Below are 26,755 nucleotides of genomic sequence, written 5' to 3'. Positions count from 1 at the left end.
GCGATGGCCGACTCGTCTCCACCCTCGAGATTGGGCCGACTGCTGTACGGGGCGACGCTCATGTACATGGCCGTCGACGGTTTCCAGAGCAACGAGAAGCGTGTCGAGATCGCCCGCGAGAAGGGCGTTCCCGTCCCCGATCTGCTCGTCCCGTTCGTTACCGGCATGCTGTTCGTCGCCAATCTGGGCATCGTCTGCTGGAAGTTTCCTCGAGCGTCCGCCGGCGCGGTGATCGTCTTCTTCCTCGGGACGACGCCGGGGATCCACGACTTCTGGACGATGGAGGGCGAAGAGCGCCAGGCGAACAAGATCAACTTCTGCAAGAACGTCGCCCTCCTCGGCGGCGCGGTCCTCCTGCTCGAGGCCGCGAACGACGACTCCGTCGCGACGAACGAGTAGCGGACCGATCGGGCCGCCGCGTGCGGGAGAGCGATTTTAACCCGTCCTCGCGAACGTGGCCTATGGACGAGAACACGGTCCGCGTCGTCGCAATCGCCGGCAGCCTCCGCGAGGAGAGCTACACCCGCCCAGCCCTGCGACACGCCTTAGACGCGGCCGAGGCCGCCGGTGCGAGCACCGAACTGGTCGACCTCCGGGAACTCGAGATCCCGCTGTTCGACGCCGACGACGACGAGGCCGGCGACGCGTCGGAACTCGCCCGGCGTGTTCGGGAGGCCGACGCCATCCTCCTGGGGACGCCGATGTACCACGGCTCGTACTCCTCGGTGCTGAAGACCGCGCTCGACTACTGCGGGTTCGACGAGTTCGAGAACAAGACCGTCGGGCTGCTCGCGGTCTCCGGCGGCAGTTTCCCAATCGGAGCGCTCGACCACCTGCGGGTCGTCTGCCGGGCGCTCGACGCCTGGGTGTTACCGCACCAGGCAGCGGTGCCGAACGCCCACAGTCGGTTCGAGGACCGAGAACTGATCGACGAGGACGTTCGCCAGCGCGTCGAGACGCTCGGAACGCGAGCGGTCCAGTTCGCCAACATCGAGCCCGATCCCGACTCGTTCGAGAGCCGGGAAAACGTCGGCGCCGACGAACGTGCCGGCTGACCACGAGGCGAGACGTCCCGTATCTGTCGAATTAACCGTTATAGACGTCGCACAAAGCATATACGCTCGAGCGGATTACCAGCGTTCGATGACCGAAACCGAGTACAAGTGTACCCGATGCAGTGCTGCGCTCGACTACAGAACGACGAAACACGTCGGCTGCCCGGAGTGTGGATCCATTCCGGCCCACAGCGCGGACTGAGTCGGGCAGACGGACGATCAACTACCGCCCCGTTCTCGAGAGCACCGACGCGAATCCTCTCGGGCCGGACTGGCTCGACGCTTCACAGCGAGTCGAAACTTCCCGTTTGTCCGCCTGCGACTCCGTCGTGAACCGCCCGACACCGGAGGGAAACTACTGCTCATCGAGTCGCTTCGAGAGCCGATCGAACTTCTCCTGAAGCCGCTCCCGTCGCTTTCGCTCGCGCTCGGGTCGGTACTCGAGGTCGACGAGCGCACCGTCGGAGACGTCGGCGTCGAACAGCGCCCCTTCGTGGCGACACTCCTCCGGGAGCGTCTCGAGGTCGAGATCCAGCTGGTCGACGACGTCGCCGTCCTCCTCTACGAGCACGACGGCCGTCGTCCCGTCGACGATGCGATCGACGACGCAGGTGAACGAGCCGTCGGCGGTCATTACCCGGACACACCGGCCGTAGCCGTATTAACCTGTGGTGTGGCGACGCGGGCCTGTTCGTCCGGTCGCTCTTCGATGAGGTCGGCCGCGTCCGTCGAGAACTCCCGTTCGGTCTCGACGCTTCCGTCGGTTCCGTCGGTCGTCACCACGACGTCGCCGTGGACGCCCGTCCAGTAGGTCTCGATCCCTCGCTCGGCGTACTCCTCGAGCACTTCCTCGTGTGGGTGGCCGTACTGGCTGTCGTAGCCGCTCGAGATGACGGCGATCTCCGGCTCGACCGCGTCCACGAACGGCTGGGTGGACGACGTCGACGAGCCGTGGTGGCCGGCCTGGTACGCGTCAGCCTCGAGGTCGTCGCCGTGGGCCTCGACCATCCGCCGTTCGGCGTCGGCCTCGGCGTCGCCGGTCGTCAGGTAGGCGAACTCGCCGAACTCGAACGCGATCGAGACGCTGTTGTAGTGGAGGTCGTCGTCGGATTCGCCTGCGGGCGGGTTCAGCGCGGTCGCTTCGATCCCGTCGATCGGCAGTTCGTCGCCCTCCTCGACCTCGAAGAGGTCGACGTCGTGTTCTTCGATCGCGTCGAGGTAGTTCTCGTAGGTCGCGGAGTCGTGGGCGACGCCCGAGTCGTAGGCGGCTCCGACGCCGTCACCGCCGGTTTCGAAGTGCTCGATCACGGCGGCGTGGCCGCCGATGTGATCTGCGTGTGCGTGGGTCGCCACGAGGTGATCGATCCGATCGACGTTCTGGGACTCGAGATAGGCGATGACGTCCGAGCCGTCCTGGCGCCAGTCGCCGGTGTCGATCAGCACCGTTTCGTCGTCGGGCGTGACCAGAAGCGTCGCGTCGGCCTGGCCGACGTCGATGTGGTGGATCTCGAGTTCGCCCTCGACATCGGTCGTCCGTTCGGTCTCCGGGTCGCCGTCCGTGCTAGCTGCTTCCGACTCGTCGCTCGAGCCGTCGTCGGTGCCTTCCGCTTCGGTACCGTCGTCATCGGCGTCCGCCTGCGCTGATCCCGGTTCGCTACCGGTTTCGTCCGCTGCACCGTCGTCGGACTCCACCTCGTCGTCCGCGTCGTTCGTCTCGTCGGCTTGCGTTCCGTCGTCCGCCTGGCCGTCGGTATCGGCGGCTTCGAGGTCCTCGGCATCGGCGTCGACCGCGGGTTCGTCGTCGGCGTCGAGCGGCGTGACCAGCATCCCGGTCAGAACCGCGACCACGACGAGGACGGCGAGGACCCCCGACGAGAGGGAACGATCGGTCCGTCCGACGATCGCCGCCCGCGTTCGCGGAACGATAAGCGCCGCAGCGCCGAGAAACAGGAGGGCGGCGAGCACGCCCTGCAGTATCGAGAGCGGTGAGAGTTCGATCGCGGAGAGCGCGGTGAGCGCAAAGAGCGCGACGAGCACGCCCAGCCCCCACTGGACGACCGATCTAACGGTGACCATACCGTTCAGTGACGAGGGAACATCGGATGGCTCTTTGGATTGCTCACACTTCGGACGAGGCTGATACTGTCCGCCAGTACGAACGTCGGATTCGTCGAAACTCGAGCGCACCCTTTTGTGTCGGCGGCCCGACCCCGACAGTATGACCGGAGGACTGGAACCGACCGAGGAGATCGACGGCTCCGTAACCGTTCGCCTGCTGGACGACGGCGACGAAACGAGGACGATCCGATGCGGGTCGTACTCCGACGCGATCGGCGTGGTGAAGGACCACCATCGGTCGGTGACGGCGGCGAAGATCGTCGACCGCGACGACAGCGTCGTCTTCACCTCCGCGGAGATGGACATCGAGGTCTGGGAAACCGCGTGGGAGGACGCGAAACGCGAGCTCTCCGTCGACGTCGACGAATCGGACTGTCCGTACGAGAACGGCGCTTGCTTCCCCGGTGACCGCTGCGTTCGGTGCCAGCTGTCGGACGCTCGAGGGGGAGACTGACGGCGAAGCGACCGAGATTTCGACGAACGATCTCAGTCCCCCCGAAGGACCAGCGGGCCCATCGCCGACGTTCGTTTCGCGATCGTCGCCAGACGAAGAATGTAGGAGACGAACAGCAGAAACGGCAGCACGCAGATCGTGTACGCGAGAGCGACGATCCACAGCAGGTGGTCGACGCCGAACAGCGATCCGATCATCGTCCCCTCGTCGACGAACAACAGCATCCCGCCGGCGACGACGAGCGCGAGGACGGCCAGATAGAGGATCCCCTGCGAGAGCTTGACGAGCGACCACTGGAAGTACAGCGTCTTGATGTACTCTCTCGCCGGCCCGTACATCGTCAGCGCCTCGAGCGTCCGGACGCCGGCTTCGCGCTGCTCGTCCGAGAGGCGGTCCTCGTGTTCGGCCAACAGCCAGCGAAGATCGTACATTTTCCGGTCGTAGTTGTAGTTCAGCGCCGAGTTCATCACGTCGTACGACCCGAAGTCGGCGCCCGCCAACCCCTCCCCGGCCACGGTCGCGTTCTCGAGGAGGTCGTCGACGTACTCTGCAGTCTGTGCGCGGAGGTCCTCGTCGTCGCTGCGTTGCACGGTCTGTTCGAATTGTCGAGCCCGATCGCTGGTCGCGTCGATGAGTTCCTTGAGGAACAGCGCCGGGTTCGCGGGACTCGGAAAGTCCAGTAGCTCGTCGGTGTTCTGGTAGAAGTCCATCGCGAGATCCATTCGCTTTCGCTGGCTCCCCAGCGGTCCGATCTCCTGGGAGAGGACCAGCTGGTTGATCGAGACCACGAGTGTCGTCCCGGTGATGAGGGCGCCGACCAGCGCCTGAAACGTCATCTTCACCCAGTCCTCCGAGGCGATCACCGCGCGGATCGACTGCGAACTCGAGACGCCCCAGAGCATCAACAGCGAAAAGATGCCCGCTGCCAGCATCCCGGTGAGGAGCCATCGGTTCGCGTTGAGGAGCACCCAGAGCTTGTAGCGATTCTCGGCGGCCCGCTCGCGCATCGTGTTAGCGGTCGTCAGATCCCTCATTGACGACGATCAGTCCTCGAGCCGCCGTTCGAAGAGCAGGAACTTCGTGCCGCCGCCGTCGTAGGAAACCGTCTCGACGAGCCGCCAGCCGTCCGCGCCCAGTTCGTTCAACCGATCCTCGGGGTTCGCGGATTCGCGCTTCGTCAACTCCGTCGGCGGCTCGATCGCCTTGTACTCCCAGTGCGCGCTCCGATCGCTGTTCATCCCGTATTAGAGTCGTTCCTCTCTTCTCACTCTTTCCCTTGCTGGCGGGTAGACGTTGCCCCTCGAGCGGATTACTCGAACACGCCCTCTCCGCCGTCCGCACCGGTCACATTCTTTTCGTCGTCCTCGCCACTACTGGCACTTTTGACGGTGTCGTCGTCGGGTTCGTTCCCGGTGTGGCCGAGCCGTTTTCTCCCCTCTCGTATCGGCGGCCGACTGCACTCGACACGGCTCGTCCGATGTCGTTGGAACTCGAACCGGTTAGATCCCATTACGAAAATATCTAAATTACTACATTAGGTATACAAATCCTGGCTATAATCCAGAATAGTCACAATACTAATTATCGTGCCAACTCGATCACAGACGAGTTCGAGCACGACCGTCCGTCCGCGGGTGTGGAACAGGGTCGATCGTTGTTTCACGTACAACGGGAACGAACTAACTCTGAAGGCGGTATAAGTCCATTTCAGCGATCCGGACACGAACCTAAAACACTTCGAGCAGGAATCCAGCGAAGGAGTGGCCACCGACGACCGGTCGGAACTGACTCGCGTGTAGCACGCCAGAGTATTGCCTATATTGAACAATTATACTTGCAGCGAAAAGTTAACAGCGATCGACAACTCCGGGAGGCTTTGGGAAAGAGCGGAACCCAGTATCGACGGGAACGACTTTCGGCCGATGCGAACAGTCCGCGAACGCAGGTTTGACCGCGGGGCCGCATCTGATCGTCCGCGAGGGACTGCTACGCTACTCGAGTCAGCGATCACGAGTCCAATCCCGACCGACTGAACGAGAAACTCGGCCGAACGGGTAGTGTACCGGAAACGGGGCCAGAAGCTGACGCTACTCTCGGGAGCCGAGCGCTACCGAATTCGGGACGATGGCGGGTTATTCGCCCCTTTTCGGGCGTTCGCAACGACATCTATAAGTCGATGTGGTTTGTTATCCCATGCAGCGAGATGGAAAGTCATAGCTCTCTGCCGGGTCGGCCAGAGGTATCACCGGCCAGCTTCGGGGTTCCTGGCGTCGGAATGACGGCGTTTACCGGTTCCGACGACCGATCGATCGCCGAGTTGCTGGAAACCGCCGCGGAGCGGGCGCTCGACGACGCCGACGTCGAACCTGACGCCGTCGACTCGGTCCACGTCGGGAACATGGCCGCGGAAGCGTTCAACAACACCTCCGGACTGGCGAACGCGTTGACCGCCAGTCTCGGCCTCAGCCGGGCGTCCGCACGTCGAATCGAAAACACCAGCGCGACCGGAGCGAGTGCGGTGCTCGACGCGGTCGACACCGTTCGGGCGGGACGGGCCGAGGTCGCACTCGCCGTCGGCGGCGAGAAGATGTCCGTCGCCGAGACGTCGGTCGCGACGGAGATCATCAGCCGGATCACGCACAGCCAGGAGTACGATCAGGGAATCACCCTCCCCTCGTTCGCGGGCCTCGCGGCCGCCCGGTACCTCGAGAGCTACGATGCGACCCGGCGCGACCTCGCACGGGTTGCGGTGAAGAACCACGCGAACGCCCGTCGGAACCCGTACGCGCAGTTCGAGAGCGACGTGACGGTCGCGGACGTCCTCGACTCGCCGAAGGTCGCGACGCCGCTTCGCCTGTACGACTGCTGTCCGACGACGGACGGAGCCGCCGCGGTCGTCGTCACGGCGGCGAGCGCCGACGTAACGGTCGAAGCCTGTGAGAGCGCCGTCGGGGTTCACGCCGTCGCGGATCGACGAAACCCGTTGCAGATCGAGAGCGCCGCGGCCGCCGGGCGAGCGGCCTACGACGCGGCGGGGACGGGTCCCGACGAGATCGATATCGCGTGCATCCATGACGCCTTCACCATCCTCGAGTGGCTCGAGATGGAGGAACTGGGGCTCGCCGAGCGGGGCGAGGCGTGGAAGCTGACCCGAGAGGGACGGACCGAGATCGACGGCGACGGCGGGCTGACGGTCAATCCGGGCGGCGGGCTGAAAGCCCGGGGCCACCCGCTGGGCGCCACGGGGATCTCCCAGCTCGTGGAACTCGTCTGGCAGCTTCGAGGCGACGTCCCGAACGATCGCGCGGTCGATTCGCCGCGGTACGGACTCGCCATCAACGTCGCCGGGTTCGGGAACAACAGCGTCTGTACGATCGTGGAGGCGAACGGATGACGCGCGTTCTCGAGTGTCCGGACTGCCGTCGTCGGACCTTCTACGAGAAACGCCGCTGTCTCGACTGCGGCGCCGACGGACTGCGGACTCGCGATTCGGGTGTCGGAACCGTGCAGGCGGTGACGGCGGTTCACGTCACACCCGACGGCGTCAGCGCCCCGAATCGGCTCGGTCTCGCCTCCTTCGACGGCGATGCAAGTATCATCGCCCGGCTCGAGGACGGTCTCGAGGCGGGCGACTCGGTCGTCCTCGAGACGCCGGACGGAGCGGGATCGCCCCCGCGGCTCGTTCCGGCCGAAACCGACCGGGATCGGGAGACACCGACGAGTTCGGGCAAACAGTGAGTGTACTGATCGACGACTGACAGCTAGATCGAGTGAGCGATGTGGAGTTCGAGTTCGTTGACCGCGCCGAGCACCCGTTCCGGAAGCTCGTCGGTGAGCTGTGCGCCCTTGACGCGGTGGGCGGGTCCGGAGACGCTCAGCGCACCGATCACCTCGTCGTCGGCGTCCGTCACCGCCGCGCCGACCGCGTGGACTCCTTCCGTCGTTTCCTGCCTGTTGAAGGCGTACCCTCGCTCTCGGATTCGTTCGCACTCCTCCTCGAGTTCCGCGCGCGTCGTGATGGTGTTCTCGCTCACGCCCTGTAACCCGTGTGTCGCGACGATCTCGTCGACGCGATCCGCCGGCATGTTCGCGAGGATCGCCTTTCCCGCGGCGCTCGTGTGAAGCGGGCCGCGCTTTCCGATGTGGGCGCCCGTCTGCACCGCGCTCTGGCCGACCTCGGTGTACAGGTAGACGCGTTCGCCGTGTTCTTCGACGAGAAACTGGGCGCGCTCTCCGGTCTCCGACGCCAGCACGTCGACCTTCTGCTTGATCATCGGGTAGGCGGTCGTCGTCCGCTGGGCGTGACCGCCGACGGTGAGGAACTGGAACCCGATCCGGTAGCGCCCGTCCGTACACACCACGTAGCTGTGCTCGCGGAGTGTGACGAGGTGACGATGCACGGTGCTCGGGGCGAGTCCGAGATGTTCGGATAGTTCGTGGATCGTCGCCTCCCCCAGCTCTCGGAGCGCGTCGATGATCCGTATGGAGGTCTCGGTCGTGCGCGCCCCCGATTTGGGTTTGTTTGCCATACCCGATCCTGGGAACCCAGGCATTATAAATTATGCTACTCCTTGCGGAGACGGGCCTCCATACCGGTCTCCCTCCAGATCCTATAGAACGGGATCGGCGATATTCGAACCGTGAACCGGGACTCCTGTTTCGGCCGTTTTCCGACAACAATCCCAATATATTATCATCCAAAACCGAGGCCGTCCCATGGAATTACATTCGTACCCTCGTAATGGTTCCTGTGGAGCCAGCAGTCGGACGTGTGATATGGCCTCATTCGCCATGTTTTGGTGTTCTTCGCGTATATCCCGGACTCTCGGATGCTACATTGGCGAACTGATACCAAAATAACTGTCCTCCCAGTCTCATACAGCTGTCTCGGGCCTCTTTTGGGCTCATCCGAATAACTGGGATAGATTACGCCAGCACGCCCCGCTCGAGAGCGAACGCGACAGGGAATCGGTTAAGTAGATCCGACACGCTTCGTTATGCCATGCCAGGTTCGTCCTCCCGCTGGAAGGAAGTGGTGAACGGCGATGGATGAGAACGATCGCTCGATTACGGGGTTTACGATGCTCGCACACGGCATCTTTCACACCTACGAGCTGAGTATCCCCATCTTCATCGTCATCTGGTTGGACGTCTTCGACGTCTCGCCGTTCGTCCTCGGAATCGTCGTCAGTATCGGTTACGGTCTCATCGGCGTCGGTGCGATCCCGAGCGGACTGCTCTCGGACACCTACGGCTCACGTCGGCTGATCGTCGCATCGGTGGTCGGGATGGGCGGCGGGTTCTTCCTCCTCGCGCTCGCGCCGAACGTCTACGTGTTGATGGTAGCCATCGTCATCTGGGGCGTCGCCGCGAGCGTCTACCACCCCGCCGGTCTGTCGCTGATCAGCCGCGGTGCGAAAAATCGCGGTACGGTGTTCGCCTACCACGGCGTCGGCGGCAACATCGGCACCGCGTTCGGCCCGCTGTTAACTGCCTCGCTGCTCCTCTTTTTCGACTGGCGGCTCGTCGTCGTCGCGCTCACCGTCCCGGCCGTGGCCGTCGTCGCGTTCGGCTCGCTGATCGAGTTCAACGAGAACGCTGCGACCGCGGCCGACGGCGGAACGGACGACGCCGACGACGGCGGGTCGTCGATGGACCTCCAGTCGATCGTCGACGACTCGAGGCTGCTGCTCACGACCGGGTTCCTGCTCACGTTCGCCGCGATCATGATCTACGGGATCTACTACCGTGGCCTGCTGACGTTCCTGCCCGACATGATCGGGGGACTGCCGCAGTTCGGCACCTACGAGATCTTCGGCCAGGAGGCCGAGCCCGCACAGTACATCTACACGGGGATCCTGATGATCGGCATCCTGGGACAGTACGTCGGCGGCCGGGTCACCGACCACGTTCGGACGGAGTACGCGTTCTTCTCGACGCTGTTCGCCCTCGGCGTGCTCGCGTTCGTTTTCATCCCCTCCGTCGGCTGGGGGCTCGCCCCGTTCCTACTCGTCTGTGCCGCGCTCGGCTTTTTCCTCTACGCGACGGCGCCGATCTACCAGGTGGTGATCGCCGAGTACGCGGCCGCCGACGTCCACGGCCTCTCCTACGGCTACGCCTACCTCGGGATGTTCGGCTTCGGCGCGGCGGGTGCCGCACTCGCCGGCTCACTGCTCACCTACGCGAGCGAGACCGTGCTCCTCGGAACACTCGGTGTACTCGCGCTCGTGGGTGCGGGGATCGTGATCACCCTGATCACGTTGTACGGTGAGGGCAGGTAACCAACGACAAGATTTAATACGGTATTCTCGCATGCTTGGTGTATGGTAGCCAGAGCTAGCCGTGGGATTCTCGACGATATCACCGTCGTCGACCTGACGACGTTCGTGACCGGCGGATTCGCGACGCTGATGCTCGCGAACCAGGGAGCGGAAGTCATCAAGGTCGAACGGCCGGAGGTCGGCGACGACAGCCGACACTCGGGACCGCCGTTTGTCGACATCTCCGACTACGAAGGCGAGGGACGGGCCGCGTCCGAACACGGCGAGTCGCCGTACTTCTGGACGGTCAACTACGATAAACGGAGTGTCGAACTGAACCTCAAATCCGAAGAGGGGTACCAGATCTGCCGGGAACTGATCGACGAGGCCGACGTCGTCGTCGAGAACTTCAGGCCGGGAACGGCCGAACGGCTCGGCCTCGGCTACGACGACCTCTCCGAGGATCATCCCGAACTCGTCTACTGTTCGATCTCCGCGTTCGGCGACTCGGGACCCTGGAGCGATCGCCCCGGCTACGACCTGCTCATCCAGGGGATGAGCGGCATGATGAGCGTCACCGGACCCGAGGGCGGCGACCCCGTCAAGGTCGGCCTCCCGCAGACGGATCTGATCACCGCGATGTGGTCCGCGTTCGGGATCGTCAACGCGCTCTACCGGCGCGAGCGGACCGGCGAGGGCGAACGCGTCGAACTCGGAATGCTCGACGCGGCGCTTCCGTGGCTGACCAAACAGGCCGGGAAGGCGTTCGTCGGCGACGAGCCGACCAGGATGGGGACGAAGGACCCGGTGCTCGCACCCTACCAGAGCTATCCGACCGCCGACGGCTACCTCAACGTCGCCTGCGGAAACCAGAAGCTGTGGGAACAGTTCTGTGCGGAGATCGACCGCGAGGACCTCGCGTCGGATCCCCGCTTCGAGTCCAACGCCGACAGGGTAGCGAACATGGACGCCCTCGAGGAGGAACTCGCCGAGACGCTCACCGAACGCTCGACCGACGAGTGGGTCGAACGCCTCGCCGACGACGCCGGTCTGCCGGTCGGACCGGTCTACAGCGTCGACGAGGCACTGGACAACGAGCAGGTCAACGCGCGCGGCGCGGTCGACAGCCTCTCCCACCCCGCCGCCGGCGAGATCCCGATCCTCGAGCACCCGTTGAACTACGCCGAGTCGGAAAGCGGGTTCGACGAGGCGCCGCCGCTGCTCGGCGAGGACACCGAGGACGTCGTCCGGGCGCTCGGGTACTCGGAGGCGGAGATAGAGGAACTCCGCCGAAAGGGAGCGCTGTCGGGCTGAACCGACTGCGAGAGAGGGCCAGCCCCCCGTGAGGAGCGGTGGCGCTGTCGGACCGGGAGACGTGCCAGCAGCCGGGTCCCGTTCCGACCGAGACCGCGGGTTCTTGGAGCGATAGCTCCGCATTCGGCCGAAACCGACCGCAGGCGTCGAAGGATTTATGATAGTGCTCGGGAGTAGGAGTAGGTAGCCCTACCCGGAGCAAACACTATGGATGTCAATCAAGCGATCGCGCGCACCCTGAAAGAGGAAGGAGTAGAGTATCTGTTCGGGTTTCCGAGCAACCCGCTCTTCGACACCGGTGCGGCCGAAGAGGAAGGGATTCGAACGATCATCACCAGGCAGGAACGGACCGCCGTTCACATGGCCGACGCCGTCGGTCGGCTGAGTTCCGGCGAGCGGGTCGGCGCGTTCGCGTGCCAGCACGGCCCCGGCACGGAGAACTCCTTCGGCGGCGTCGCCCAGGCCTACGGCGAGTCGGCGCCGATCGTCGCGATCCCCGCCGGCTACGACGAGGCCAAGACCGACGTCGATCCCAAGTTCAACTCGCTGGTCAACTACCAGCACGTCAGCAAGTCCTGCGAGCAGCTGACGAACCCCGATGCCGTCGGCGAGACGATGCGCCGCGCGTTCAGCGCGGCCCGGAACGGTCGTCCGCGTCCGGCCGTCGTCGAGGTTCCGAAGGACGTCTTCTACACCGACCTCTCGGAGGACTTCGAGTACCAGCCGACGTCGTCGAACCGGTCCGGCCCCGACCCGGACGGCGTCGACGAGATCGCGGACGTCCTGCTCGAGGCCGAGAACCCCGTTATCTTCGCCGGCCAGGGCGTCCACTACGCCGAGGCGTGGGACGAGCTACGGGAGCTGGCCGAGACGCTCGAGGCGCCCGTCGCAACGAGCCTCAACGGCAAGAGCGCGTTCCCGGAGGACCACCCGCTGTCGCTGGGCGCCGCCAGCAAGAGCGAACCGGGACAGCTCGCGCACTTCATGCGCGAGACGGACGTCCTCTTCGGCATCGGCTGTAGCTTCACCGAGACCGCCTACGGCGTTACGGTCCCCGACGGACCGACGGTTATCCACTCGACGCTCGACTCGACGGACATCGACAAGGACGTCGAGTCCGACTACTCGCTGGTCGGCGACGCCAAGCTGACCCTCGACGCGCTGGTCGATGCCGTCGATACACGGGTCGGTGACTCCCGCGACCGCTTCGACGACGTCGTCAGCGAGATCGAGGACGCACGCGAGGCGTGGCTCGACGAGTGGCGCCCGAAGCTCACGTCGGAGGAGACGCCGATCAACCCCTACCGCGTGATCCACGAGCTCACGGAGGTCCTCGACGCCGAGGAGACGATCATCACCCACGACGCGGGCAACCCGCGGGACTTCCTGGCGCCGTTCTGGGAGTCGACCGAGCCGCTGTCGTACATCGGTTGGGGGAAGACGACCCAGCTCGGCTACGGGCTCGGCCTCGCGATGGGCGCGAAGCTGCTCCACCCCGACAAGCACTGCATCAACCTCATGGGCGACGGCGCGATCGGCATGACCGGGCTGGACTTCGAGACGGCCGCCCGCGAGGACATCCCGATCCTGACGATCCACCTGAACAACTACGAGATGGCCTCCTACGACACGCCCTTCTCCGGGGACTTCGCCGACGTCGGGGAGGCACTGGGCGGCTACGGCGAGCGCGTCGAGGATCCCGACGAGGTCGGACCGGCCATCGAACGCGCCATCGAACAGACCGAGTCCGGCACGCCCGCGCTGCTCGAGATCATCACCTCGAAGGAGACCGAGCTCTCGCGGCCGGATCTCGAGTAAAACGGCACCGCCGAACGCTCTTCTCTCTGCTTTCGTCGCCGAGCTGCTGATCTGAAAGAACGGCCGAGCGCGTCAGTCGCCGAACGCGCCGCCCTCGCTCCACTGCTCGAGGGTCGTCTGGTCGCTCGCGATCTCATCGAACACCTCGTCGGTGTGCTCGCCGAGCCGCGGTGCCGGCGAGCGCACGACGGTGTCGTAGTCGGGATAGTTGATCGGGTGACCCGGAAGCAGACACTCGCCCCAGTCGGGATCGTCGTGGTCGACGACGAGGTTCCGGGCGCTCGTCTGCTCGTCCGCGACGACGTCGGCCACGTCGTTGATCGGGCCGCAGGGGAAGTTCGCGGCCGTCAGCTGTTCGAGCCAGTGCTCGGTGGACTCTTGCTCGAGGGACGCCTGGATCAGTTCCGTCACGCGCTCGGCGTCGTCCTGGCGGTCGTCGTTCGTCGGATACTCCCGGAGCTCCTCCTCGCCGATGAGATCGACGAAGTCGTCCCAGCGGTCGTCGCTGGGGACGCCGGTGACGATGGCGCCGTCGGCGGTCTCGAAGCGCTGGTAGGGAACGAGCGTCTGGTGGGTCACGCCCTGCGGGCCGGGAACGGAGCCGTCCATCGAGTACTCCGTGAGGTACTCGTTGAGCAGGGTGACGATCGAGTCGAACAGGCCGACGTCGAACTTCCCGACGAACGAGTCGGACTCCTCGAGGCGGTCGCGCTCGTACAGCCGCGCGAGGACGCCCATCGCGGCGAACATCCCCGTGGTGAGATCCCCGATTGCCTGGCCGATCTTGACGGGCTCGCCGCCCTCGGGGCCGGTGACGCTCATGATGCCGCCCTCGGCCTGAAGGATGAGATCGAGCCCCGGCTGCTTTCGCTTGGGACCGGTCTCGCCGTACCCCTTGATGCTCGCGTAGACGATTCCGGGATTGCGTTCGCTGATCTCGTCGTAGCCGATGCCGAGCTTGTCGGTGACGCCGTAGCCGAAGTTCTCGACGAAGACGTCGGCGCTGGCGATCAGCTCACGGGCGGCCTCCGTTCCAGCATCGGTCTTGAGATCGAGGGTAACCGAGCGTTTGTTTCGGTTGTTCGCCATGAAGTACCCCGACTTGCCGTCGGGACCGATCCCCTGGGACCGGGCCGGATCGCCAACGCCCGGTCGCTCGATCTTCACGACGTCGGCGCCCATGTCGGCGAGCAGCGCTCCGCAGAACGGTCCCGCGCGGTGACCGGTCATCTCGACGACCGACACGTCGGAAAGCGGTCCCCCGGTCATTGACCCTCGTTGAACTCGTCGACCAGCTCGCGGCGCTCGTCGGTGGCGAACTGCTCCCACCAGATCTCGGCCTCCTGTTCTCTCGCGCCCTCGAGGCTCCCCGCACGTACCGCGCCGTTGATCGCGCGTTTGGAGTTCTTGACCGCTTCGCGTCCGGTGTCCTGGACCGCCTCGACGATCCCGTCGACGGTCTCGTCTAACTCCTCGCGCGGGACGGCGTGGTTGATCAGTCCGATCCGTTCGGCCTCGTCGGCGTCGATCATTCCTGCGGTGTAGACGAGCTCCTTCGCTTTCGCCTCGCCGACGAGTTCGACGGCTCGCCAGGTCGAGCCCCCGGTGGGGATCTGACCGATGTTCGCCGTCGGCACGCCGAACTTCGCGTCGTCGACGGCGATCCGCAGGTCGCAGTACATCGCGAAGATCAGCCCGCCACCGACGCAGTAGCCGTTGATCTTCGCGATCACCGGCGCGTGGCAGTCGTAGGGCTTCTGGTACATCTCGTAGAACAGCTCCTGACGGTCCCGCTGGAGCGGATCGTGCTCGTCGGCGGTTCCAGCGTACTGGGAGATGTCCGCGCCCGCGGAGAACGCGTCCTCGCCCTCGCCAGTGATCACGACGACGTCGATGTCGCGGTTCAGCTGGATCTCGTCGAACGCGCGGCTGAGGTCGAGCATGACCTCGTTGTTGAGCGCGTTGTAAACCTCGGGGCGGTGAAACTCGATCGTCGCCACTCCGTCGTCGACGTCGAGGGTGATGCTTTCGTAGGCGCTGTAGCTAACCATACCTCCCCGTTAGTGGGTCTCTCGCAAAAAATTTTGTATTACGGCGTCGGTCCTCCGACTCACTCGGCTCGAAGCGAGACGACCGGCGTCGAGGCGTTCAGCAGGATCGACTGAGCGACGCTCCCGAACAGCGCCTTCCCGACCGGCGAGCGGTTGCGCCCCGCGACGACCAGGTAGCTCGCTCCCTCCCCGTCGGCGTAGCTGGCGACTTCGTCCGCCGGATCTCCGAGGAGTCCGACCGGGATCGCCTCGACGCCGGCGTCCTCGATCGCCTCCGCAGCGATCTCTTCGGCGATCTCGACGACGTCCGCTACCGGTACCGTCTCCCCCGTCTCGCTGACGTTCGTCCGCTCGAGCGAGACGAACTCGTCGCGGGTAAGCACGTGGACGACCTCGACCGGTTCGCCGAACGCCTCGCCGAGTTGATGTGCTTCGGTGATGATGGCGCCGGCCCTGTCGGAACGATCGATCGCTGCAACGACGGTCATGGATCCGACGACGGCCTCCACCCATAAATCAGTTACTCGCCGGGCTGGAGTGGCTCGTAGCCACGATCAGCCGGCCCATTTATTATTAGATCTAACATTATCGGACTTCATTTTTCACTATGTGTGGACCAAGCCCCAACACAAGAGAAAGCTTTATGTCTGTACTGTTTGATCATGGTAGTGTGACCCTGACTCACGGAGTCGTGTAACGCATTCCAGGGTCTGTGGTCGATACGTATGTCCGAAAAACCAACTCAACGACGTTTGACGGTGGAGGCAACGACCAGGCGAGGGTTCCTCGGAATCGCTGGTGCGGGTGCGGCGGTATCGATGGCTGGCTGTCTGCAGGACGACGACCCCGACGCGGGAGACGACGAGGACTGGGAGCCCGCCGAAACGATCCGATACATCGTGCCGTACGACGAGGGCGGTGGCACCGACGTCTACGCTCGCGGGATCGTCGAATCGCTTACCGACGCGATGGATCAGGACATCCAGGTCGACAACGTTCCCGGCGGCGGCGGTCTGAACGGGTTCGGGGAACTGTACGGCTCCGACCCGGACGGACACACGATTGCGGGGAGCGCAACCCCGCTCGAGGTGCCGCCACAGATGCTGGACGACCCCGGCTTCGACCAGCGCGAACTGGAGGGAATCGCGAACATCGGCCGCTCGACGTGGTGTCTGATCGTCAACGAGGAGTACGAGGACGAGGTCGAGACGTTCGAGGACGTCCGCGAAATGCACAACTCCGGCGAGTGGGACTCGATCGGTATCCAGGAGCCCGGCAGTCCACAGGACATCATGACCCTGCTGGCGAAACACGGTGAGGGGTACGCCGAGGAGTACGACTGGCAGTGGGAGGATCGGGTCCAGTACACGGGTACCGGCCCAATCGCCGAGGCGGTAACCTCCGGCGAGGTTCCCTGCGGGATCGGAACCGACGCAGGGACGGAACCGGACGTCTCCGCGGGTGGCGTCTACCCGGTCTGTACGTTCTGGAGCGAGGGGACGGAGGTGTACCCCGACATTCCGTCGGTGACCGACGAGGGGTATCCGGAGATGGACTTCATCGCCGGTGTGACCCGTGGCCTGTACGCGCCACCCGAAACGCCGGAGGGGACGATCGAGGAACTCTCCGCACGAGTCGAAGAGGCAACCGAAGACGAGCGCTACGAGGAGTGGTCCGACGAGACCGGGAATCCGATCTTCTACGAAGGTCCCGAGGAGGCGAACGCGGCGATCGACGACGCGTTCGAGGAGATGGAGGAGCTAGAGATCGTCGATCTGATCGAAGAGCACTCGTAACTACCCCCGCCGTTGTTATATTATAATGAGCAATTCAGAGTCAATTAAGAGGAAAGTAACGCCGGAGCGAATAATGCTCGTTACGTTCCTCGTCGTGAGCGCGGTGTTTATTATCGAGCCGGTGATCGAGAGCTACCCGGACGACGCTCGCGTGTTCCCCCAGCTAACCGCGTCGGCCGTTTTTATCGGCTCGCTGCTCCTGTTGCTGCAGAACTACCTTCCTGGTCCCCTCCAGAAGTTCGTCGCCGAGAGTGTCAGCATCACCACCTCAGACTCGTCAGAGGTGATCGATCAGGTCGATCAGGTCGATGAGGACGATGAACCGCTCGAGGCGGTCGATGAGCCGGAGGAGGAGTACAAAAAGGACACACTCGGTGCGAAGTACGGATACGAAGTGAACGAGACGGTGTTTATGGTCTCGACGGCGATTCTGTACTTCGTTGTCGGATGGGCCGCCGGTTTCCTCTTTATTACGCCGCTGTACATCCTCGGGTACACCCTCTGGTTCCGGGTTAATCCGGTCGTCAGTGTCGGACTGGCTATTGGGGGGACCGCCGTCATCTACCTGTTCATGACGTATCTCGTGTTACCGTTCGACCAGGGGCACGTCTTCGACTTCAGTCCGCTCGTGCCGATGCTGTTCGACGGCGCACCGATACTACTGAGAGGTGGACTGTAGATGGCGGTCGACGCCTTCTTCGAGGGCTTATCGATCGCAACGACGCCCGAGATGCTCGTCTGGCTGACGCTCGGGTTGCTCCTCGGGATCGTTCTCGGCGCCCTCCCGGGTATCGGTTCGCCGGTCGGGATGGCGATCGTGTTGCCACTGACGCTGCCCCTCGACGCGACGGCGGCGATCATCCTGCTGGTCGCGATCTACAGCGGCGCGATGTTCGGCGGCTCGATCGCGGCGATCCTGATCAACGCGCCCGGGACCGAGTCAGCCGCGGCGACGACGCTGGACGGGTATCCGATGTCACAGAACGGGTTGGCGAAAAACGCACTCGCCATCGCGACGACGGCATCGGCGCTGAACGGCTTTCTCGCCGCGCTCGCACTGATCCTCCTCTCGCCGATCCTGATCGAGGTCGTGTTGGCGTTCGGCTCGCCGGAGTACTTCCTGCTGGCGATCCTCGGGATCTCCCTGATCACGATCGTCACCCAGGGGTCGATCGTGAAGGGACTGGTTGCCGGCGCGCTCGGGTTCATGATTTCGACCATCGGGACCGCGATCCTCAGTCCGCGTCCGCGGTACACGTTCGGCCAGTTCGGACTCTACGAGGGGATCGACTTCGTCGCGGCGCTGATCGGGATGTTCGCGTTCGCCGAGATGATGAAACTCGCCGCCCGCAAAAAGATCTCGGAGGGCGATGTCGAACTCGCCGGCAGCGTTCGCGACGGGATCACGACCGTATTCAAGTATCCGGTTACGACCCTCAAGTCGGGATTGATCGGAATGGGCATCGGGATGGTTCCCGGCTCCGGAGCGACGACGTCGACGTTCGTCGCCTACGCGGAGGAGGCTCGTTCCTCCACCAAGGACGGGAGATTCGGCGAGGGTGATCCTCGCGGGGTCATCGCACCGGAGGCCGCAAACAACCCGACAGTCAGCGGATCGCTCATTCCGACGCTGTCGTTCGGGATCCCGGGCAGCGGATCGACTGCGGTCCTGCTCGGGGGTATCCTCATGCACGGACTTCAGCCGGGTCCAGTTCTCTTCGGCGAACAGCTCCAGATCACGTACGCGCTGTTCATCTCGCTGTTCCTCGGCAACGTCCTCATCCTTGCGGTCGGATTGACGCTGATCCCGTACGCGAGCAAGATCACCGAACTCGACACCACGCTGATCATTCCGATGGTCGTCGTGCTCTCGTACGCCGGCGCGTACACCCTGAACCAGAACTGGTGGGACGTCGGCGCCGTCATCGTGCTCGGCGTTCTGGGCTTTTACATGGTCCGGAACAACTACTCGATCATCGCGTTCGTGCTCGGGATCGTGCTCGGTCCGATCGCCGAGGAGAACTTCTTCCGGTCGCTGCAGATCTCGGGCGGCGAGTACACGATCTTCTTCGATCCGATCAACCGGCCGCTGTCGTTCCTGCTGACGCTCGCCATCTTCCTGATCCTGTTCGGTCCCTTCCTGAAGGGGCGGGTCAAGCGGCTCGTCAGCAGGAACTGACACTCGGATCCCTTCTCGAAGCGAGCGGCGAACAACCGCTATCACAACGGCTAAGTACCGACGTGCGACCGGTATCGTATGGAAGACGGTTGGCAACACGTCACACTCGAGGAGCTCGAGACCAATCCCGACAAGCCGGGACGCCGGTGGGAGGCCTCGCCGGCGCTCGGAATCGACGCGTTCAACTTCAACGTCGCCGTGCTCGAGTCGGGCGAGCGACTCTCGCAGAATCACTTCCACTACCACGAGAATCAGAAGGAGCTGTTCTACGTCGTCTCCGGGTCTTGCCGCGCCGAAACGACCCGGGAGACCCTGACGCTCGAGACCGACGATATCGTCGCGTTCGACGAGGGGAAGGCGGGCGCCCACCTCGTCTACAACCCGTTCGAGGAGCCGTGTAAGCTCGCCGCGATCGGGTGGCCCCAGGACGGGCGGTATCCGGTCCACCAGCTCGAGACCGCGGACGAAGCGACGGACGGCTCCGTCGGGGACGACGAGTAGGGGTACTGGGGAGTCGACATCACCACCGAGTTTAATACTCGAGTGCCCGTATCGATGGCTATGCCGCGACTCCAGCGGGGACTCGTACTGGGCGGAATCATGCTCAACGCGTCGGCGTTCGTCTACTCCCTGTACACCCGTTCGGTGCTGTACGCGACGGTGTTTCTCGTCGTCACCGCGTATCTCCTCGTCGTCTACCGGGCGAACGACGGGTACGCCGATTGAAACGACTCCCGGAAGTCCGCGTGGGAACGGTGCGCTGGAGTGGTGCGATCCACGAACACGACTATGCTCGCAGCCGAGTGGCACAACAGTTATGTGAGTTCCCTCGACTAGCAGTTACCACACACGAAACATGCAAGCGATTAGCAAACGACCGGTGACTGCTCCCCGTTTCCCGACCGACCGGTTCGCGGTGTGGCGAGCAGTCCGACCGTTCGCCGACGGCCGGACCGGCGAGTAGACGCCCCTCGTCGCCTTCCCGGGCCGATTTCGGCATCGCTTGCAACAGAAACCGCTTCGACCAACACCAGATATCCAATGGCTACACACGACAGACCGATCGACGGAGACCCGGCGACGGATCGTCGCGCGGAGTACGACTACCAGAACGACACGACCGAACGAATCGATCTCGTCGACGCACTCGAGCAGCGGGTCGACGGCGACGTCCGCTTCGACGAGTACTCCCGCGAGCTGTACGCGACGGACGCGAGCGCCTACGAGATGCTCCCGATCGGCGTCGTCTACCCGACCGGGACCGACGACGTCGCCGCGGTGATGGGCTACTGCGCGGACCACGAGATCCCGGTGCTCCCCCGAGGTGGCGGCACGAGCCTCGCCGGACAGACCGTCAACGAGGCCGTCGTCCTCGATTTCACCCGCTACATGAACGCGGTAACCGACACCGATCCGGACGCCAGGCGGGCTCGAGCCCAGGCGGGGATTACGGTCGGCGAACTCAACCGGACCCTCGAGCTCCACGGACTCAAGTTCGCTCCGGATCCGTCGACCGCCGATCGGAGCGCCCTCGGGGGCGCGATCGGGAACAACACGACCGGGGCGCACTCGCTGAAGTACGGCAAGACCGACGCCTACGTCGAGGAGGTAGAGGTCGTCCTCGCCGACGGCTCCGTCGAACGGTTCGGCGAGATCGACCTCGAGGAACTGCGCGAGCGGGCCGACCCCGACGGGGAGCTCCTCGAGCGGATCTACGCCGAAGTCGCTCGGATCGTCGACGAGGAGAGCGACGCGGTCGAGGACGCCTACCCGACGCTCAAGCGGAACGTCTCCGGGTACAACCTGGATATGCTCGTCGAGGAGGCCAAGAGCGGAACCGTCAACCTCGCGAGGCTGCTGGTCGGCAGCGAGGGAACCCTGGGGATCGTCACGGAGGCGGAGGTCTCCCTCGAGACGATCCCGAACACGACCTCGGTCGCGGTGCTTTGCTACCGCAGCCTGCTCGACGCGATGGACGACGTCGGGGATATCCTCGAGCACGACCCTGCGGCAGTCGAGGTGTTGGACGACGTGTTGCTCGATCTGGCACGAAACACCGAGGAGTTCGCCGACGTCGTCGGTATCCTCCCCGAGGGGACCAGCTCGTTCCTGCTGGTCGAGTTCTACGCCGACGACGAGGAGGAGGGCCGCGAACTGGTCGAGGCGCTGATCGACGACCGCGAGGGCGAGATCGCGTTCGACGCGTTGACGGCCTACGACGAGAAACAGCAGTCCCGGCTCTGGAAGATGCGAAAGGCCTCGACGCCAATCTTGCTCTCGCGGACCGGCGACGAGAAACACATCGCCTTCATCGAGGACATCGCGATCCCGCCGGAGCACCTCACGGAGTACGTCGCCGACTTCCAGGAGGTCATGGAGGAAAATGGGACGTTCGGCAGCTTCTACGCCCACGCCGGGCCGGGCTGTATGCACGTCAGACCGCTCGTTAATACCAAAACCGCTGACGGAGTCGACACGATGGAGGCGATCGCCGACGGCGCGACGGACCTCGCGGTGAAGTACGGCGGCAGCGTTTCCGGCGAGCACGGCGACGGTCGCGCCCGCACGCAGTGGAACCGGAAGCTGTACGGCGATCACATTTGGAACGTCTTCCGCGACCTGAAGACCGCGTTCGATCCCGACTGGCTGCTCAACCCCGGCTCGGTCTGTGGCGACCACGACATGACCGAGAACCTCCGGTTCGGCCCCGACAGCGAGTTCGAGGCCGGCTTCGAGCCCGCCCTCAACTGGGAGAACGAGAACGGGTTCCAGGGGATGGTCGAACTCTGCCACGGCTGTGGCGGCTGTCGGACCAGCCAGGAAGGAACCGGGGGCGTGATGTGTCCGACCTACCGGGCGGCAGACGAGGAGATCACGAGCACCCGCGGCCGGGCGAACATGCTTCGCCAGGCGATGACCGGCGAGCTCGAGCCCGACGAGGCGTTCTCCGACGAGTTCGTCACCGAGGTGATGGACCTCTGTATCGGTTGCAAGGGGTGTGCGAAGGACTGTCCGAGCGAGGTCGACATGGCGAAGCTCAAAGTCGAGGTCGAACACGAGTACCACCAGCGAAACGGCGCCTCGATCCGCGAGCGCATGTTCGCGAACATCGACACGCTCTCGAAACTCGGCAGCGCCACCGCACCGCTGTCGAACTACATGACGAAGCTGCCGGGCGCCCGGACAGTGATGGAGAAAACCGTCGGAATCGCCCGGGAGCGATCCCTGCCGACGTTCCACCGGGAGACATTCACCGACTGGTTCGAGAGCCGGGAATCGACCGTGGATCCGGAGACGGCTGACCACAAGGTCCTGTTGTTCCCGGACGTCACCACGGAGTACAACAACCCCGAGATCGGCAAGGCCGCGGTTCGGCTCCTCGAGGCCGCCGGCGTCTACGTCGATCTCCCCTCGGGAACCACCAGCAGCGGCCGTCCCGCCTACTCGAAGGGCTTTCTCGAGACGGCCCGCGAACAGGCCGAGCAGAACGTCAACGCCCTGATTCCGAGGGTGCGAAACGGCTGGGACGTCGTCGTCTGCGAGCCCAGCGACGCGGTCATGTTCCAGTCGGACTACCCGGATCTGGTCACCGGCCACGACGTGACCGACGTCGCCGAAAGCGCCTACGGCGTCTGCGAGTACCTCGACGTCCACCGACTCGACGACCGCCTCGAGTTCGGCCCCGTTGACGAACGTCTGACCTACCACGGCCACTGCCACCAGAAGGCGACGAAGAAGGACCACCACGCCGTCGGCGTGCTCCGACGGGCGGGGTACGGCGTCGACCCCCTTGACAGTAGCTGCTGTGGGATGGCCGGCTCCTTCGGCTACGAGGCCGAGCACTACTCGATGAGCCGCGCGATCGGCACGCAGCTGTTCGGCCAGATCGACGAGAGCGACGGCGACGGCGTCGTCGCTCCGGGGGCGTCCTGTAGAACTCAGATCGGCGATGAGTACGAGAAGAAACCGCCCCACCCGATCGCGAAACTCGAGGCGTCGCTCGCGTAAGCTACACCTTGTACTTGTTCAGCTCGATGACGTTCGCGGTGCGACGGAGCTGCTCGACGAACTCGTTTTCCTCCCAGTCGTCGTCGATGCGGGCCGTCGGTGCCGAGATGCTGATCGCGCCGATGACCTCGGCGTCGAACCGGATCGGCGCGGCGATACAGCGAAGCCCCTCGAGTCGTTCCTCATCGTCGACGGCAAATCCTCGTTCCCGTGTTCGCTCGAGCGCGTCGTAGAGCTCGTCCCGGCTCGTGATCGTCTTCGGCGTGACCGACGGGAGGCCGTGGCGGTCGATGATCTCCTCGACCCGCTGGTCGGGGAGATGCGAGAGGATCGCCTTGCCGAACGCCGAGCTGTGCATGGGGTGACGACAGCCGACGTAGGTGTCGAGGTCGACGGCCCGCTCGCCCTTCGCGCGACAGAGGTAGACCCCCTCACCGCCCTCCTCGACGACGAAGTGGACCAGCTCCCCGGACTCCTCGGCCAGCGCCTCGACCTGCGGTTCGGCGACCCTGTAGACGTCCATCTCGCTGCGGAGCTGACCGCCGATGTCCAGAAAGCGCAGACTCAGCTCGTAGGTGTTCCCGTTCTTGACGACGAACCCGTGCTCCTCGAGCGTGCTGAGGTGGTTGTGGATCGCGCTCTTACCCATGCTCAGCTCGTCCGCGAGCGTCGTGATCCGCGCGCCCCCGCGGCGGTTGAGCTCGTCGATGAGCGTCAGCGACTTCTCGGTCGTCCGGACGGGGTGTTTGGCCCGTTTTTCCATACGCGAAGCCAGTTAGCGGAGACCAATAAAGGTTGGTCTCTCATAGAGAACACCGCGATCCTCGAGTACTGGCCCTCCAAGTGGGGAATCGACGATTACGGTCGCCGACCGAAACAGCTTGTCTCAGCGGAAGTGGCTGCAAACGTCGTCTGACGTCCGAAGGCGACGCTCGGCACTACGCGCTAGAATTGCGGTTTACACGGAAGAAGAGTTCTCACATCGAGAACGGTTGCTCGTCGTAGTCACGACCGTCCATCGTCGGTCTCGAGCCAGACTGACGTCTCGAAGCGGCGGAACCGCCCGTCCGCGAGGGCGGGTTAGTGCGACGGGTATCGCCCGTCGAACGGTGCCGTCGGATGCTCGCTGCCGTCACCGCCCGCGGGCACGAACTGCGGACGCCTCGGCCGTGCTCGAGAGCGCTCGCCGCCGCGGAGGGAGCCGGGACGAGCCGACAGGGTGGGAGTTGGGAGCTGTCTCCTCGAGCAGGAGATCAAAAAACGAGACGATTCGTCCGAGGTACCGAACCCCGACTATCCGACGACGACCGCGCGCTCGACGAGGTCCTCGCCGTAGAGCTCCTCGAGGTCCTCGTGCTGGTCCGGACGGTTCTCGTAGACGTCCTGGAACAGCGTGATCGGTGTCTGGGCCGCCTGGTAGGTTGCCTCGTCCCACATGCGGTCGTTGCTGACCTCGACCTCGACGCCGTCGATGACGAGCGTCCCCGATCGTTCCATCGCGATGGCACCCTTGCCGGCCTCCTTGGCCGCCTCGAACTCCTCCATCGAGTCGACGATGTCGTCCAGGCTCGGAATGTAGGAGGTCATGTCGAGCAGCTCCTGGGAGAGCTCCTCGCCGTCGAGCTCGAGCTCGTCGCCGCCGACGCGGAGCGTGTACTGGTCGTCGCCCGTCTCCTCGAGTTCGACCTCGTTACCGCTGTAGACGTGGCGTCCGTCCTCCTCGTCGAGCTCGATCGTGCGATCGTTGACCTCGAGCTGCCAGCTGCCGTTCTTCGGCGGGAGCGGCGACTTGTTGGCCTCGACGACCTGGCCGGGGGTGAGCGACCAGATGCCGAGCATCCCCTTCGCCTGGTTGTCGGTCATGCGCTCGCGGTAGCCCTCGACGTCGCGGATGTCGTCGTAGGGACCGTCGACCGCGATCAGGCCGGCCGCGCTCGCGCCGCGGGAGGTGTTGTGTCGCAGCTCCGGCCACGGGGGGAGCTCGCCGGTCGGCGTGATCGCGCGCATGCTCTTCGTGTAGTCGACCTCGCCGTCGACCAGCATGAACAGGCGCTCGAGGTTGTTCGACGGCTTGCCCATCTCCTCGCGGAGGTCGCCCATCGCCAGCTCGGACTCGCCGCTCTCGACGATGACCGACATGGCCAGGCTCCCTTCCTCGAGGTCGTACTCGTTCTCGACGATGGTGAGGAACTCGTCGGCCTTCTTCCAGTCGTCGATGTCGCCGACCTCGGGAATCACGAAGCCGTCGAGGTGTTCGATGGCGCCGTTTTCGGGATCGGCCAGCTTCATGATCTGCTGGAGGCCCTGGTATCGCGTTCCGGGACTCTCACGGTGCCAGACGACGCGGGGGTGGATCTCGCCGGGGAAGTCGGCGCCGTGCTCCGAGATCACGTCGATCATGTTGTCGACGCCCTCGGGTCGCATCGACGGCGCGGTCGCGTCCTCGTTGTCCGGCACCCAGACGTCGGGTGCCTGCATGCCGCGAAGCTGGACGGCGCTCTGGAGCATCTTCGCGGAGTCGTCCTCTCCTTCGACGGCAGTTGGGGTAGTAAAGAACGTTCGCACGAACTTCCGGTCGTGTAGACGGTCGGTATGCGTACTCATGAATCCATCTGGCTCTATTGCGTTCTAATATTAAAATCGTTTGGTACCACCTCGCGGCCGAGACGGCCGACTGCGGCGCGAACGCGCCGTCTCCGGTATCCGACGGAGCGTTCGTGCGACGGTTCGGTACAGCGCTGGGGATCGGGAAAACCGGACCGACGGCGAAGCGGCGGCCGCGGACGCGCTCGAGTGCTGCGGCTACGACGACGACCTCGCGTCCGAACGGCTGGTTCGTCCGGTCCGTCTATGACGATACTGTCGGGTCAATGCTCCTATAGAAAACAATTGCTTACCGATCCATCAAACCGACCGACAGCCCGGCAGCCAAACCCGATTCGTGGGCTGAGCAACCGGTTACTCGGTAGTTCAACTCCGTTCTGAGATAGAAAACATAGGCTGGATCCGCTTCTTTTACCACTCCATAGCGACGAGAGGATATCAGCATATTTACAGCAGTATTTTTGTAATTCATTTCGGTCCCGTCCGTATCAGTGCCGGATATTCTGAAATAGAGAACCCGAGCGAGCAAACTGTACTGATTTGTCATCCTGGTCCGACCGATCGCCGTTCGGTTCGTCGGCACTGTCGCTTCGCGGAGGCGAGTTCCGCCGAGAAGAAGGGAAAATCGGTCGTGCAGCCGCTCCGCCGCGGCGAGTGCGTGTTGATCCGTTAGTCGAGCGATTCGACGAGTTCGACCTTCCGTCCGTCCGGATCGTAGACGAACGCCGTTCGGGCGCCCGCTTCGGGCTGGTCGCCGGGCTCCTTCTCGACGCCGTAGTGGTCGATCTCGTCGAACACGCTGTCGACGTCGTCGACGCCGATCGCGAGGTGGTCCCACGACGACCCCTCCTCGAAGCTCTCCTCGCCATCGGTGTCCGATAGCTGGAGTTCGACGCCGTTCTCGTCGGCGATGTAGCGGTTCTGGGTCTCGCCGTCGGGCGTCTCGAACTCCCAGCTCTCCTCGAAGCCAAACTGTTCGTAGAACGCGATCGTCTCGTCGGCGTCGGCGACGTTGATGTTGATATGGATGAGCTCCATACCGTTTTCCCGGTCGACCACGGTATTAAAGTCACTGGATGCTACCGATCGACACTCCGG

25 protein-coding genes are annotated in these 26,755 nt (G+C 64.3%); 14 read left to right on the top strand and 11 right to left on the bottom strand.

Going from position 1 to position 26,755, the window contains the following annotated elements; all coding sequences use genetic code 11:
* Nucleotides 1-3: 3 nt before the first annotated feature.
* Nucleotides 4-399 carry a DoxX family protein gene (locus ACFEMD_RS18810; RefSeq protein WP_394742828.1) on the top strand — a complete coding sequence of 132 codons (396 nt, stop codon included), beginning with the start codon at nucleotides 4-6 and terminating at the stop codon, nucleotides 397-399.
* A 62-nt stretch (nucleotides 400-461) separates the two neighbouring features.
* On the top strand, nucleotides 462-1,055 hold the full coding sequence (locus ACFEMD_RS18805; RefSeq protein ID WP_394742827.1) for an NADPH-dependent FMN reductase: 594 nt from the start codon (nucleotides 462-464) through the stop codon (nucleotides 1,053-1,055).
* A gap of 355 nt (nucleotides 1,056-1,410) precedes the next feature.
* On the opposite strand, the gene ACFEMD_RS18800 is transcribed toward ACFEMD_RS18805, so the two are convergent.
* Both ACFEMD_RS18800 and ACFEMD_RS18795 read right to left on the bottom strand, forming a co-directional pair.
* Nucleotides 1,411-1,689 (bottom strand): DUF3006 family protein, encoded by a 279-nt coding sequence (locus ACFEMD_RS18800; RefSeq protein ID WP_394742826.1) that lies wholly within the window; start codon nucleotides 1,687-1,689, stop codon nucleotides 1,411-1,413.
* Nucleotides 1,689-2,882: a ComEC/Rec2 family competence protein gene (locus ACFEMD_RS18795; protein WP_394742965.1), complete on the bottom strand. Its 1,194-nt coding sequence runs from the start codon at nucleotides 2,880-2,882 to the stop codon at nucleotides 1,689-1,691. Before ACFEMD_RS18795 ends, ACFEMD_RS18800 begins: the two co-directional genes overlap by 1 nt.
* A 391-nt stretch (nucleotides 2,883-3,273) precedes the next feature.
* Between ACFEMD_RS18795 and ACFEMD_RS18790 the strand changes: the two genes are divergently transcribed.
* The gene (locus ACFEMD_RS18790) at nucleotides 3,274-3,627 is read left to right on the top strand and encodes a hypothetical protein (RefSeq protein ID WP_394742825.1); all 354 of its coding nucleotides are present in this window, start codon (nucleotides 3,274-3,276) and stop codon (nucleotides 3,625-3,627) included.
* A gap of 32 nt (nucleotides 3,628-3,659) precedes the next feature.
* Here ACFEMD_RS18790 and ACFEMD_RS18785 read toward each other — a convergent pair whose 3' ends face one another.
* Both ACFEMD_RS18785 and ACFEMD_RS18780 read right to left on the bottom strand, forming a co-directional pair.
* Nucleotides 3,660-4,661 (bottom strand): hypothetical protein, encoded by a 1,002-nt coding sequence (locus ACFEMD_RS18785; RefSeq protein ID WP_394742824.1) that lies wholly within the window; start codon nucleotides 4,659-4,661, stop codon nucleotides 3,660-3,662.
* A 9-nt stretch (nucleotides 4,662-4,670) separates the two neighbouring features.
* A complete protein-coding gene (locus ACFEMD_RS18780) occupies nucleotides 4,671-4,865 on the bottom strand; it encodes a DUF4177 domain-containing protein (RefSeq protein WP_394742823.1) in 195 nt (64 codons plus the stop codon).
* 965 nt (nucleotides 4,866-5,830) lie between these two features.
* Between ACFEMD_RS18780 and ACFEMD_RS18775 the strand changes: the two genes are divergently transcribed.
* Both ACFEMD_RS18775 and ACFEMD_RS18770 read left to right on the top strand, forming a co-directional pair.
* Nucleotides 5,831-7,021, top strand: coding sequence for a thiolase family protein (locus ACFEMD_RS18775; RefSeq protein WP_449560128.1), 1,191 nt, complete (start codon nucleotides 5,831-5,833; stop codon nucleotides 7,019-7,021).
* Nucleotides 7,018-7,365 (top strand): Zn-ribbon domain-containing OB-fold protein, encoded by a 348-nt coding sequence (locus ACFEMD_RS18770; RefSeq protein WP_394742822.1) that lies wholly within the window; start codon nucleotides 7,018-7,020, stop codon nucleotides 7,363-7,365. Before ACFEMD_RS18775 ends, ACFEMD_RS18770 begins: the two co-directional genes overlap by 4 nt.
* A 23-nt stretch (nucleotides 7,366-7,388) precedes the next feature.
* Here ACFEMD_RS18770 and ACFEMD_RS18765 read toward each other — a convergent pair whose 3' ends face one another.
* Nucleotides 7,389-8,156 (bottom strand): IclR family transcriptional regulator, encoded by a 768-nt coding sequence (locus ACFEMD_RS18765; protein WP_394742821.1) that lies wholly within the window; start codon nucleotides 8,154-8,156, stop codon nucleotides 7,389-7,391.
* 516 nt (nucleotides 8,157-8,672) lie between these two features.
* On the opposite strand from ACFEMD_RS18765, the gene ACFEMD_RS18760 reads away from it, so the two are divergent.
* The 3 genes from ACFEMD_RS18760 to ACFEMD_RS18750 all read left to right on the top strand — a co-directional run bounded on the left by ACFEMD_RS18760 (nucleotide 8,673) and on the right by ACFEMD_RS18750 (nucleotide 13,019).
* A complete protein-coding gene (locus ACFEMD_RS18760; RefSeq protein WP_394742820.1) occupies nucleotides 8,673-9,908 on the top strand; it encodes an MFS transporter in 1,236 nt (411 codons plus the stop codon).
* A 42-nt stretch (nucleotides 9,909-9,950) separates the two neighbouring features.
* Nucleotides 9,951-11,201: a CaiB/BaiF CoA transferase family protein gene (locus ACFEMD_RS18755; RefSeq protein ID WP_394742819.1), complete on the top strand. Its 1,251-nt coding sequence runs from the start codon at nucleotides 9,951-9,953 to the stop codon at nucleotides 11,199-11,201.
* A 207-nt stretch (nucleotides 11,202-11,408) separates the two neighbouring features.
* Entirely contained in the window at nucleotides 11,409-13,019 is a 1,611-nt protein-coding gene (locus tag ACFEMD_RS18750) for a thiamine pyrophosphate-requiring protein (protein WP_394742818.1), read from the top strand.
* A 72-nt stretch (nucleotides 13,020-13,091) separates the two neighbouring features.
* Here the strand turns inward: ACFEMD_RS18750 and ACFEMD_RS18745 are convergent, their stop codons facing one another.
* Genes ACFEMD_RS18745 through ACFEMD_RS18735 form a run of 3 tightly spaced genes read right to left on the bottom strand, consistent with a single transcriptional unit; the run spans nucleotide 13,092 to nucleotide 15,558 of the window.
* The gene (locus ACFEMD_RS18745; protein ID WP_394742817.1) at nucleotides 13,092-14,288 is read right to left on the bottom strand and encodes a CaiB/BaiF CoA transferase family protein; all 1,197 of its coding nucleotides are present in this window, start codon (nucleotides 14,286-14,288) and stop codon (nucleotides 13,092-13,094) included.
* Nucleotides 14,285-15,070 (bottom strand): enoyl-CoA hydratase/isomerase family protein, encoded by a 786-nt coding sequence (locus ACFEMD_RS18740; RefSeq protein WP_005557431.1) that lies wholly within the window; start codon nucleotides 15,068-15,070, stop codon nucleotides 14,285-14,287. The genes ACFEMD_RS18745 and ACFEMD_RS18740 overlap by 4 nt, the downstream gene beginning before the upstream one ends.
* Before the next feature lie 59 nt (nucleotides 15,071-15,129).
* Nucleotides 15,130-15,558, bottom strand: coding sequence for a universal stress protein (locus ACFEMD_RS18735; RefSeq protein WP_394742816.1), 429 nt, complete (start codon nucleotides 15,556-15,558; stop codon nucleotides 15,130-15,132).
* Nucleotides 15,559-15,861: 303 nt separating this feature from the next.
* Between ACFEMD_RS18735 and ACFEMD_RS18730 the strand changes: the two genes are divergently transcribed.
* From ACFEMD_RS18730 to ACFEMD_RS18705, 6 genes are all read left to right on the top strand, one after another.
* Entirely contained in the window at nucleotides 15,862-16,866 is a 1,005-nt protein-coding gene (locus tag ACFEMD_RS18730; protein WP_394742963.1) for a Bug family tripartite tricarboxylate transporter substrate binding protein, read from the top strand.
* Between the two features lie 73 nt (nucleotides 16,867-16,939).
* Nucleotides 16,940-17,545 (top strand): hypothetical protein, encoded by a 606-nt coding sequence (locus ACFEMD_RS18725; protein ID WP_394742962.1) that lies wholly within the window; start codon nucleotides 16,940-16,942, stop codon nucleotides 17,543-17,545.
* The gene (locus tag ACFEMD_RS18720) at nucleotides 17,546-19,045 is read left to right on the top strand and encodes a tripartite tricarboxylate transporter permease (RefSeq protein ID WP_394742815.1); all 1,500 of its coding nucleotides are present in this window, start codon (nucleotides 17,546-17,548) and stop codon (nucleotides 19,043-19,045) included.
* Nucleotides 19,046-19,123: 78 nt separating this feature from the next.
* Nucleotides 19,124-19,546 carry a cupin domain-containing protein gene (locus tag ACFEMD_RS18715; RefSeq protein ID WP_394742814.1) on the top strand — a complete coding sequence of 141 codons (423 nt, stop codon included), beginning with the start codon at nucleotides 19,124-19,126 and terminating at the stop codon, nucleotides 19,544-19,546.
* 60 nt (nucleotides 19,547-19,606) lie between these two features.
* On the top strand, nucleotides 19,607-19,771 hold the full coding sequence (locus ACFEMD_RS18710; RefSeq protein WP_394742813.1) for a hypothetical protein: 165 nt from the start codon (nucleotides 19,607-19,609) through the stop codon (nucleotides 19,769-19,771).
* Nucleotides 19,772-20,086: 315 nt separating this feature from the next.
* On the top strand, nucleotides 20,087-23,053 hold the full coding sequence (locus ACFEMD_RS18705; protein WP_394742812.1) for an FAD-linked oxidase C-terminal domain-containing protein: 2,967 nt from the start codon (nucleotides 20,087-20,089) through the stop codon (nucleotides 23,051-23,053).
* 1 nt (nucleotide 23,054) lies between these two features.
* Here the strand turns inward: ACFEMD_RS18705 and ACFEMD_RS18700 are convergent, their stop codons facing one another.
* From ACFEMD_RS18700 to ACFEMD_RS18690, 3 genes are all read right to left on the bottom strand, one after another.
* Nucleotides 23,055-23,816: an IclR family transcriptional regulator gene (locus ACFEMD_RS18700; RefSeq protein WP_394742811.1), complete on the bottom strand. Its 762-nt coding sequence runs from the start codon at nucleotides 23,814-23,816 to the stop codon at nucleotides 23,055-23,057.
* 530 nt (nucleotides 23,817-24,346) lie between these two features.
* On the bottom strand, nucleotides 24,347-25,657 hold the full coding sequence (gene aceB / locus ACFEMD_RS18695) for a malate synthase AceB (protein ID WP_394742810.1): 1,311 nt from the start codon (nucleotides 25,655-25,657) through the stop codon (nucleotides 24,347-24,349).
* A 669-nt stretch (nucleotides 25,658-26,326) separates the two neighbouring features.
* Nucleotides 26,327-26,695: a VOC family protein gene (locus ACFEMD_RS18690; RefSeq protein ID WP_005557441.1), complete on the bottom strand. Its 369-nt coding sequence runs from the start codon at nucleotides 26,693-26,695 to the stop codon at nucleotides 26,327-26,329.
* Nucleotides 26,696-26,755: the final 60 nt, after the last annotated feature.

The organism is Natronococcus roseus, from assembly GCF_043677095.1.
Taxonomy (GTDB): domain Archaea; phylum Halobacteriota; class Halobacteria; order Halobacteriales; family Natrialbaceae; genus Natronococcus; species Natronococcus roseus.
Note: the sequence above shows the minus strand (reverse complement) of the source record. Positions and strands in the feature narration are given on the sequence as shown.

Coding starts and splice junctions, on each gene's coding strand:
- ACFEMD_RS18805 (WP_394742827.1), top strand. CDS start 462: ATGGACGAGAACACGGTCCGCGTCGTCGCAATCGCCGGCAGCCTCCGC.
- ACFEMD_RS18735 (WP_394742816.1), bottom strand. CDS start 15,558: ATGACCGTCGTTGCAGCGATCGATCGTTCCGACAGGGCCGGCGCCATC.
- ACFEMD_RS18725 (WP_394742962.1), top strand. CDS start 16,940: ATGCTCGTTACGTTCCTCGTCGTGAGCGCGGTGTTTATTATCGAGCCG.
- ACFEMD_RS18780 (WP_394742823.1), bottom strand. CDS start 4,865: ATGAACAGCGATCGGAGCGCGCACTGGGAGTACAAGGCGATCGAGCCG.
- ACFEMD_RS18690 (WP_005557441.1), bottom strand. CDS start 26,695: ATGGAGCTCATCCATATCAACATCAACGTCGCCGACGCCGACGAGACG.
- ACFEMD_RS18775 (WP_449560128.1), top strand. CDS start 5,831: ATGGAAAGTCATAGCTCTCTGCCGGGTCGGCCAGAGGTATCACCGGCC.
- ACFEMD_RS18790 (WP_394742825.1), top strand. CDS start 3,274: ATGACCGGAGGACTGGAACCGACCGAGGAGATCGACGGCTCCGTAACC.
- ACFEMD_RS18705 (WP_394742812.1), top strand. CDS start 20,087: ATGGCTACACACGACAGACCGATCGACGGAGACCCGGCGACGGATCGT.
- ACFEMD_RS18715 (WP_394742814.1), top strand. CDS start 19,124: ATGGAAGACGGTTGGCAACACGTCACACTCGAGGAGCTCGAGACCAAT.
- ACFEMD_RS18755 (WP_394742819.1), top strand. CDS start 9,951: ATGGTAGCCAGAGCTAGCCGTGGGATTCTCGACGATATCACCGTCGTC.
- ACFEMD_RS18740 (WP_005557431.1), bottom strand. CDS start 15,070: ATGGTTAGCTACAGCGCCTACGAAAGCATCACCCTCGACGTCGACGAC.
- ACFEMD_RS18785 (WP_394742824.1), bottom strand. CDS start 4,661: ATGAGGGATCTGACGACCGCTAACACGATGCGCGAGCGGGCCGCCGAG.
- ACFEMD_RS18700 (WP_394742811.1), bottom strand. CDS start 23,816: ATGGAAAAACGGGCCAAACACCCCGTCCGGACGACCGAGAAGTCGCTG.
- ACFEMD_RS18765 (WP_394742821.1), bottom strand. CDS start 8,156: ATGGCAAACAAACCCAAATCGGGGGCGCGCACGACCGAGACCTCCATA.
- ACFEMD_RS18760 (WP_394742820.1), top strand. CDS start 8,673: ATGGATGAGAACGATCGCTCGATTACGGGGTTTACGATGCTCGCACAC.
- ACFEMD_RS18770 (WP_394742822.1), top strand. CDS start 7,018: ATGACGCGCGTTCTCGAGTGTCCGGACTGCCGTCGTCGGACCTTCTAC.
- ACFEMD_RS18745 (WP_394742817.1), bottom strand. CDS start 14,288: ATGACCGGGGGACCGCTTTCCGACGTGTCGGTCGTCGAGATGACCGGT.
- ACFEMD_RS18720 (WP_394742815.1), top strand. CDS start 17,546: ATGGCGGTCGACGCCTTCTTCGAGGGCTTATCGATCGCAACGACGCCC.
- aceB (WP_394742810.1), bottom strand. CDS start 25,657: ATGAGTACGCATACCGACCGTCTACACGACCGGAAGTTCGTGCGAACG.
- ACFEMD_RS18710 (WP_394742813.1), top strand. CDS start 19,607: ATGCCGCGACTCCAGCGGGGACTCGTACTGGGCGGAATCATGCTCAAC.
- ACFEMD_RS18750 (WP_394742818.1), top strand. CDS start 11,409: ATGGATGTCAATCAAGCGATCGCGCGCACCCTGAAAGAGGAAGGAGTA.
- ACFEMD_RS18810 (WP_394742828.1), top strand. CDS start 4: ATGGCCGACTCGTCTCCACCCTCGAGATTGGGCCGACTGCTGTACGGG.
- ACFEMD_RS18800 (WP_394742826.1), bottom strand. CDS start 1,689: ATGACCGCCGACGGCTCGTTCACCTGCGTCGTCGATCGCATCGTCGAC.
- ACFEMD_RS18795 (WP_394742965.1), bottom strand. CDS start 2,882: ATGCTGGTCACGCCGCTCGACGCCGACGACGAACCCGCGGTCGACGCC.